Annotated in this window: 9 protein-coding genes and 2 tRNA genes; 8 read left to right on the plus strand and 3 right to left on the minus strand. The window is 57.4% G+C overall.

The window, feature by feature from the left end; all coding sequences use genetic code 11:
* From WBC85_RS13105 to WBC85_RS13120, 4 genes are all read left to right on the plus strand, one after another.
* A partial coding sequence (locus WBC85_RS13105; protein ID WP_424437932.1) for a mechanosensitive ion channel family protein occupies positions 1-521 on the plus strand: 521 nt, incomplete at its 5' end.
* A complete protein-coding gene (locus WBC85_RS13110) occupies positions 518-1,246 on the plus strand; it encodes an alanyl-tRNA editing protein (protein WP_424437935.1) in 729 nt (242 codons plus the stop codon). The genes WBC85_RS13105 and WBC85_RS13110, both read left to right, overlap by 4 nt.
* 25 nt (positions 1,247-1,271) lie before the next feature.
* Positions 1,272-1,646: a hypothetical protein gene (locus WBC85_RS13115; RefSeq protein WP_424437938.1), complete on the plus strand. Its 375-nt coding sequence runs from the start codon at positions 1,272-1,274 to the stop codon at positions 1,644-1,646.
* 59 nt (positions 1,647-1,705) lie between these two features.
* Positions 1,706-1,795 (plus strand) — tRNA-Ser (locus tag WBC85_RS13120).
* A gap of 103 nt (positions 1,796-1,898) precedes the next feature.
* On the opposite strand, the gene WBC85_RS13125 is transcribed toward WBC85_RS13120, so the two are convergent.
* A tRNA-Ser gene (locus WBC85_RS13125) sits at positions 1,899-1,988 on the minus strand.
* Between the two features lie 162 nt (positions 1,989-2,150).
* Here WBC85_RS13125 and WBC85_RS13130 point away from each other — a divergent pair.
* Positions 2,151-2,966, plus strand: a complete 816-nt coding sequence (locus WBC85_RS13130; RefSeq protein WP_424437941.1) for a DUF2059 domain-containing protein — start codon at positions 2,151-2,153, stop codon at positions 2,964-2,966.
* Between the two features lie 10 nt (positions 2,967-2,976).
* Here the strand turns inward: WBC85_RS13130 and WBC85_RS13135 are convergent, their stop codons facing one another.
* Positions 2,977-3,603: a thiamine phosphate synthase gene (locus tag WBC85_RS13135; protein WP_424437944.1), complete on the minus strand. Its 627-nt coding sequence runs from the start codon at positions 3,601-3,603 to the stop codon at positions 2,977-2,979.
* A gap of 55 nt (positions 3,604-3,658) precedes the next feature.
* Positions 3,659-3,988 carry a TfoX/Sxy family protein gene (locus tag WBC85_RS13140; protein ID WP_424437947.1) on the minus strand — a complete coding sequence of 110 codons (330 nt, stop codon included), beginning with the start codon at positions 3,986-3,988 and terminating at the stop codon, positions 3,659-3,661.
* A gap of 98 nt (positions 3,989-4,086) precedes the next feature.
* On the opposite strand from WBC85_RS13140, the gene WBC85_RS13145 reads away from it, so the two are divergent.
* The 3 genes from WBC85_RS13145 (at position 4,087) to WBC85_RS13155 (ending at position 7,505) form a co-directional block, all read left to right on the plus strand.
* Positions 4,087-4,833 carry an RNA methyltransferase gene (locus tag WBC85_RS13145; RefSeq protein WP_424437949.1) on the plus strand — a complete coding sequence of 249 codons (747 nt, stop codon included), beginning with the start codon at positions 4,087-4,089 and terminating at the stop codon, positions 4,831-4,833.
* A 63-nt stretch (positions 4,834-4,896) separates the two neighbouring features.
* The gene (ctaA, locus tag WBC85_RS13150; protein ID WP_424437952.1) at positions 4,897-6,039 is read left to right on the plus strand and encodes a heme A synthase; all 1,143 of its coding nucleotides are present in this window, start codon (positions 4,897-4,899) and stop codon (positions 6,037-6,039) included.
* On the plus strand, positions 6,036-7,505 hold the full coding sequence (locus WBC85_RS13155) for a carboxypeptidase M32 (RefSeq protein ID WP_424437955.1): 1,470 nt from the start codon (positions 6,036-6,038) through the stop codon (positions 7,503-7,505). The genes ctaA and WBC85_RS13155 overlap by 4 nt, the downstream gene beginning before the upstream one ends.
* The last annotated feature ends 163 nt before the right edge of the window (positions 7,506-7,668 follow it).

Below are 7,668 nucleotides of genomic sequence, written 5' to 3' on the forward strand. Positions count from 1 at the left end.
AGCGTCCCATCGGCGAGGGCGACTGGATCGAGGTCGGTGGCAAGATGGGCTATGTGCGCGGGATTTCCGTGCGCTCCACGCGCATCGAAACCTTTGATCGCACCGATGTCATTGTCCCGAACGCCGATCTTGTGTCGGGCATGGTGACCAACTGGACGCGCGGCAAGACGGTTGGCCGCGTAATCGTTCCTGTGGGCGTCGCTTATGGCAATGATACGCGCAAGGTTGAAAGCATCCTTCTGGCGATTGCGCGCGAACATCCTATGGTGTTGCTCAATCCTGAACCTTCAATCGTATTCCAGGGCTTTGGGGCGGATTCCCTCGATTTCGAAATCAGGGCAATCTTGCGCGATGTGAATTATGTGCTGTCGGTGAAATCGGACATGAACCACGAAATCGCAAAACGATTTGGTGAGGAAGGTGTCGAAATTCCGTTCGCGCAGCGTGATATCTGGATCAGAAACCCGGAGGCACTGGTAGGCGGAGAACCCGCGAAGAATAACGGGGAAGATCTTGCATGACTGTGCAAATGTTTTTGGACGACGCCTATATCCGCGACGCTGAGGCAAGTGTCATTGCCCATACCCCGGAGGGCGGCGTTGTTCTGGACGCTTCGATCTTTTATGCAACGGGGGGCGGGCAGCCGGGGGATAGCGGCACGCTAAGCTGGACAGGCCATAAGCTCACTATCGCGACATGCGTGAAGATCAAGGACAGCAAGGACGGGCACACCGCGCTTGTGCCCGCCGAGCCAGCCCCTTTGCCAGCGATCGGCACGCGCGTGACGCAATCGCTGGACTGGGAGCGGCGCCACTCCCTTATGCGGGTCCATACGGCGCTACACCTGCTGTCTGTTGTCATTCCTTTGCCTGTCTCGGGCGGCTCGATCTCAGTCGGCAAGGGGCGGCTCGATTTTGACATGCCCGATGCACCCGATGACAAAGACGCGTTAGAGCGATCTTTGAATGCTTTGATCGAACTCGACTATGTGGTGTCGCAAGACTGGATCAGCGATGACGAGCTGCGCGCCAATCCGCAACTGGTCAAGACCATGTCGGTCATGCCGCCGATGGGGGCAGGGCGTGTGCGCCTTGTGCGGATCGGAAATGAGGCACGGCAGATTGATCTGCAACCCTGCGGTGGCACCCATGTCGCGCGCACATCTGAGATCGGGCGCGTGCGCCTTGGCAAGATCGAAAAGAAGGGTAAGCAAAACCGCCGCGTTTACCTGCATCTGGATGATTAAGCGGACACATACGATTGGATTCTGGGTGAAACTTCTCTCGCAACCACTGACCATGACATTGGCGACGATTGTCTGCGGGGCGCTCTGCGCAACGCTTTTGATCGTTCCACAATTGCTGGCCTGGTTGTTTCAGATTGAACTGGATCACAGCGGCGCTATCTTTGCGCGCCGTGCGGGCATGCTCTTTTGCGGTATCGCTGTAATTTGCTGGCACAGCCGCGCTTTGGACCCTTCTCCGGCGAGCCGCGCGATATTCCTGGGGCTTGGCACTATGATGGCAGGGCTCGCGTTGCTAGGTCTTGTCGAGTTCGCACAGGGGCGCGTCGGCGTCGGCATTTTCCTTGCGATCGTTGCAGAAATTGCCTTTAGCGTTCATTTCCTGAGCTTCGCAAAGAAGTGAGAACCCCGCCAGATTTATGCTTGCATTCCCTGCGCGGTTGCGGCTAAACCCCGCCCAACGGACAGGTGGCCGAGTGGTCGAAGGCGCACGCCTGGAAAGTGTGTAGGCGGGAGACCGTCTCCAGGGTTCGAATCCCTGTCTGTCCGCCATATCCCAATTCTTGAATTCGAGCTGCGCAAAATATATCTGCGCACCCTGCAAAATCTGTTTGCAGACCACTTTTGGACGATCACAACCGGGACGCGTGGAAAGTGGCGGAGAGACAGGGATTCGAACCCTGGGTGGGCTTGCACCCACAACGGTTTTCGAGACCGCCCCGTTCGACCACTCCGGCACCTCTCCGTGGGTGTGGCTGGCTTTCGGATAATCGCGCGCAGGCGCGGGTGCAACCGCTTTTTTGACTTGCTAGAGAAACCCCAAGGCGACACATACTGGCGCGTTGGCAATCGTGCCGGGCGTGCTTATGTTGGGCGGTGACTGCTCAAGCTTTTGAAAGGCTATAACGTGCGTTTTCGCTTCCTCCTTGCAACTATTGCTATTGTTTTGTCCCCCGACAGCTTGTTTGCGAGTGAAGCAACCGACCGGTTGCTCAGCGCGCTTGGTATGGAGCAGATGATCGCCTTGATGCGCGAAGAAGGGCTTAGCTACGCGGTTGAGCTGGGCGATGAGATGTTACCGGGTGGATATTCCGATAGCTGGGGCGCAATGGTCGCGCGGATCTATGACACGGATGCGATGGAAATTGCGGTGCGCCGTGGCTTTGCCAAAGGCTTGGAAGGGGTGGATTTGGCCCCGCTGGAGGCCTATTTCTATTCACCGCAGGGCGAGACTATCGTTTCTCTTGAACTTAGCGCGCGGGCCGCAATGATGGACCCTGCGATCGAGGAAGACGCGAAGGAACGCGCGCGCGCTTTTGAACGCGCTGGTGATGATGCATTCGTTTTGATTGATGAAGTTGTTGCCGCGGGTGATCTGCTAGAAGCGAATGTGGTCGGCGCGCTAAATTCCAACATCCAGTTCTATAGCGGGCTTGTTGATGGCGGCGCGTTCGAATTGAGCGAGGCTGAAATTCTTGCGGATGTTTGGGAACAGGAAGAAGTGACGCGCGCGGACACTCGGGACTGGCTATATGGCTTTTTGATAATGGCCTATTCGCCGTTGGAGCCGGGCGCGATTGAGGCATATACAGCGATGAGCAATACCAGCGAGGGCAAGGCCCTGACTGCGGCGTTATTCCAAGGATATGACAGCATGTATGGCGATATCAGCTATGCGCTAGGCCTTGCGACGGCCCGCGCGATGCGGGCCGAAGAAATCTGATTGCTGACGTTTAGCTTTGCTTTATCAGCGCGGCGATTTCGGCAAGGCGTGCAAGTGGGGCCTGAGTGCCCCAAATTTCCTCGCCCAGGGCAAAGAAATCGGTAATCGGCGCGAATGCGTTCAGCGCGGATGTATCCAGTGCACCTTCGGCGACAACGGGCACTTCGATGACTTCTGACCACCATTGAAACAGATCATGGCTGGCGCGGGACCCATCACCAAGCGCGGCTTCGCCAATGGGGCCAAAGCTGACGTAATCCGCGCCTGCTTCGCCTGCGCTCATGCCGTCGTGGCGCGATGTGCCGCAATGGGCACCAATAATCGCATCATCGCCAAGCATTTTGCGTGTTTTTGCCACGCGGCGCGATCCATCGCCCAGATGCACGCCATCAAGGCCCAGTTTTTCGACCAGTAGAATATGTTCGCTAACGACCAAGGCAACATCTCGTGCAAGCGTCACCTCAAGCAAGGCATCAGCTGCGCGGCAGATACGATCCTCGTCCTGCGTTGCCAAAGCAAGGCGCACGCAAGCGATCTCCGTGCTATCCAGGGCCTGTGCCAAAAGCGCGGGAAAGACGTCCAAATCCAGTTCTGGTGGTGTGATAAGGTAGAGTTGTGGCTGCTCGATTTCGGCCATGTGGCGCGCTCCGTCTTAATGTTTCGCCCCCTATACGCGTGAAAATTCGCTTTGGCTACTTAGGCGGTAGACTCGCGGTGAATTCCAGGGACATTTCGAGCAGACGTTCGCGCAATGCGTCCTCGGCCATAGCGTTGATCTCGACATCGACCAGACCACCCATTGACCGCCCCGTCATTGTCATCTCGTGCACGCCAGCCAAGTCCAGCGCCATGCTGTGCCGCTCTTTGCCCACGCGGTAAAGCGCGCCATCCTTGTGGACGCCGCAAAGCATATGCCCATGGTGCATAAAGCAAATGCCGCCAAACATGCGCACCTCTTTGAGGCCTTCAAGCTGCGCAAGATCATCGCGCATCACCTCTGCCAAACCCTCATCATATGCCATGAACACGTCCTCCCGAGCTTACCTTAGCAAATGCCCTTGCGCTTGAAACCCGCCGCATGCGGGATTATCAGCAGCACAGCCTGCACAGGAGCTTTGCCATGCCAACCGATACGCCTCAGCCCAGCTTTGTTCTGGTGCGCCCGCAAATGGGTGAAAACATCGGGGCGGCGGCGCGCGCAATGTGGAATTTCGGCCTTGATCGTATGCGACTTGTTGATCCGCGCGATGGCTGGCCAAACCCGAAAGCGGATGCAATGGCCTCGGGTGCCGGGCGGCTTTTGGATGAGGCGCAGTTTTTCCAAACCACGCCAGAGGCGGTCGAGGATTGCACCTATGTGTTTGCGACGACCGCGCGCCAGCGGGGCCTGACCAAGCCTGCGTTTTCGCCAGAAGGCGCGATGAAGTTGGCAGCAGAAAAGATCGCAAATGGCGAGAAGGTCGCCGTGTTGTTCGGACCAGAACGCGCGGGATTGGAAAACGATGATATCGCCCGCGCCAATGCGGTCATCAACGTGCCGGTGAACCCTGAATTTGCCTCGCTCAATCTGGCGCAATGCGTTTTGCTGACCGGGTATGAATGGCAACGGCAAGTCGGCCAGATCACCCATGAACGCACGGAAATGGCCAAGACTGTCTGGGCCTCGCAAAGCGAAACCGAAGCGCTGGCAAAACACTATGAAGAGCGTCTTGACGAGGCCGGGTTTTTCTATCCACCCGAGAAGGTCGATAGCATGCAGGTCAATCTACGAAACATGTGGTCGCGCATGCCGCTGACCCGCGCGGATGTGCAGATGTTGCACGGCGTGCTGCGCCAGATGGTGCGTTGGAAAGATAAATCTCAATAGCGGCTTGAAGGGGCAGGGTGGCAGGCCTACCCTTACACAAACCCGCAGATCAAGAGGCAGGTCATGAGCAAAAAACGCAGTATTTTCGAAGAGGTCGATACGGCCCAAAAAACCGCCCCCGTGACGGGCGTGATTGACGCGGGCAAACGCGGTGCGCGGCGCGGCATACGGCTTTGGTTGATGGTGCTGTTTGCCTTGGTTGTCGTGATGATTGCGGTTGGCGGGTTGACCCGTTTGACCGATAGCGGATTGTCGATCACCGAATGGAAACCAGTGACTGGCGCAATGCCCCCGATGAGCGAGGCCGCGTGGCAGGTCGAATTCGACAAATACCGCGAAATTCCAGAATATCAGTTGCAAAACAAAGGCATGAGCCTGTCTGAATTCCAGTTCATCTATTGGTGGGAGTGGAGCCACCGCCAGCTTGGCCGTGTGATCGGCCTTGTTTGGGCGCTCGGATTTTTCGGTTTTCTGCTCACGAAGAACATTCCGACAGGATGGACGGGCAGGTTGCTTGGCATCGGTGCGCTTGGCGGTTTGCAGGGCGCTGTGGGCTGGTGGATGGTCAGTTCGGGCCTGAGCGGCTCGATGCTTGATGTGGCCTCTTATCGCCTTGCAACGCACCTTGGTCTGGCCTTCATCATCCTTGGCTTTATCGCATGGTTTATGTTCGAGCTGAACTGCGAGGAGCGTCAGCTCATGCAATGCCGTCGCCACCGTGAAGCGAAGCTGTTTTCAATGAGCACCGGGCTGATGCATTTTGCCTTTCTGCAGATCCTGTTGGGCGCCTTGGTGGCCGGGATTGACGCGGGGCGTACTTATAATGACTGGCCGCTAATGTCGGGCGGCTTTATCCCGCCCTATCCCTTCGATCTGGAACCGCTCTGGCGCAATTTCTTCGAAAACGCAGGGCTGGTTCAGTTCATGCATCGCATGGCGGGGTATCTATTGTTCATCTTCGGTATCGTGATCTGGCGACGCGCGCGCAAATCGCCAAATTCTGGCACGCGCGGTGCCTTCACCGTTGTCATCGCTATGATGGGCCTGCAAATGCTGCTTGGCATCTTCACGGTCCTGTATTCCGCGCCTTGGCATATTGCCATTGTCCACCAACTGGGCGCCGTTGCGCTTTGGGTCCTGATCCTGCGCGCGCGTTTTTATGCGGGCTACCCGACACCTGATAGCCTGCGAGGAGCAGCAAAATGAGTGCATATGATGATCTAATGGCGCATCAGCGCGAGACGGAAGCACTGAGCGCCGTAATGGGCCGTTTGGGTTGGGATCAGGAAACCATGATGCCGCGCGGGGCGGCACCGCAGCGCGGCGAAGAAATGGCCGCGCTTGAAGGCGTTCTGCACGCCCGCCGCACGGACGCTCGCATTGGCGAATGGCTGAGCAATGCTCAGGCCCCTGATGAAGCGGGCAAGGCGCAGTTGCGTCTGATTACCATGTCTTATGAGCGTGCACAGAAGGTGCCTGCCGATTTGGCGCAAGCGCTGGCGAAACTGACCTCTGCAAGCCAAGGCATTTGGGCCGAGGCGCGTGAAAATGAAGATGTCGCCGCCTTCCTGCCAACCTTGAAAGAGGTCGTTGCGCTGAAACGCGAAGAGGGCGCAGCGCTCGCCGCGGGCGGCGATGTCTATGATGCGATGTTGCAAGATTATGAACCGGGTGCCAGCGCAGAAAGTCTGAGCGATATGTTCGCAGCCCTGCGTCCACGGCTTACGGCCTTGCGCGAGCAAGTTATGGCCACTGAACAACCTGCCGATCTCGATTTCGACTTCGACGAGGGTAAGCAGATGAAGCTGACCCGCAAACTGGCTAAAACCTTCGGCTATGACATGAGCCACGGGCGCGTGGACAAAGCCGTGCATCCGTTTTCCTCAGGCTCAGGTCAGGACGTGCGCATCACCACCCGCACCAGTGCGCGCGATCCGTTCAACTGCATCTATTCCACCATCCACGAGGTCGGCCATGCCTGCTATGAACAGGGCATCAGCGACGCCTATCTGCTGACCCCAGTGGGCGGCGGGGTATCGATGGGCGTGCACGAAAGCCAAAGCCGTATCTATGAGAACCAACTGGGGCGCTCGCGCGCGTTCTGTGGCTATCTCTATGGTCAAATGCGCGATGTGTTTGGCGATTTCGGCGTGGCGGACGAGGATACGTTCTATCGCACCGTCAACAAACTGCGCCAAGGGTTCATCCGCACCGAAGCGGACGAGGTGCAATATAACCTGCACGTCCTGCTGCGCTTCGATCTGGAGCGCGCTTTGATCGCAGGTGATCTGGCCGTCGATGATCTGGAGGCGGCGTGGAATGATCGTTTTAAAGCTGATTTCGGCTTCGCAGTAGACAAGCCGTCAAACGGCGTATTGCAGGATGTGCATTGGTCCGTCGGCCTGTTCGGCTACTTCGCGACCTATTCCTTGGGCAACGTCTATGCGGGCTGCCTGAACGAGGCGATGCGCAGCGATTTGCCCAACCTTGACGAGGCTCTGGCGCAGGGCGATCCATCCTCGGCCACCGAATGGCTGAACGAGGCGCTGCAACGCCACGGCGGATTGCGAGAGCCCCGCGCCACGATCGCCCACGCGTGCAGCGGCATCGAGCCAAGCGAAGGCCCGTTGCTGGCGTATCTTGAGGCGAAGTTCGGCAGGATCGCGGGGTAGGGCGGCGAGAATATGCTATCCTGAGTTGAATTTGCCCCGCGCAACAAAGCACAAACAAGGGATAACGGACGTTATGTTGTTCAGCTTGGGCGGGAATTGATTTTTTACTAAGCGACAAATAGATGTGTTCATGAACTGTCAGATCTTTCTATCGAATATGTGA

It is taken from the genome of Planktotalea sp. (genome assembly GCF_049680325.1).
GTDB lineage: Bacteria > Pseudomonadota > Alphaproteobacteria > Rhodobacterales > Rhodobacteraceae > Planktotalea.

Excerpts from the sequence above, each read along its gene's own strand:
- WBC85_RS13110 (WP_424437935.1), top strand. The coding sequence starts at position 518 with ATGACTGTGCAAATGTTTTTGGACGACGCCTATATCCGCGACGCTGAG.
- WBC85_RS13135 (WP_424437944.1), bottom strand. The coding sequence starts at position 3,603 with ATGGCCGAAATCGAGCAGCCACAACTCTACCTTATCACACCACCAGAA.
- WBC85_RS13140 (WP_424437947.1), bottom strand. The coding sequence starts at position 3,988 with ATGGCATATGATGAGGGTTTGGCAGAGGTGATGCGCGATGATCTTGCG.
- WBC85_RS13145 (WP_424437949.1), top strand. The coding sequence starts at position 4,087 with ATGCCAACCGATACGCCTCAGCCCAGCTTTGTTCTGGTGCGCCCGCAA.
- ctaA (WP_424437952.1), top strand. The coding sequence starts at position 4,897 with ATGAGCAAAAAACGCAGTATTTTCGAAGAGGTCGATACGGCCCAAAAA.
- WBC85_RS13155 (WP_424437955.1), top strand. The coding sequence starts at position 6,036 with ATGAGTGCATATGATGATCTAATGGCGCATCAGCGCGAGACGGAAGCA.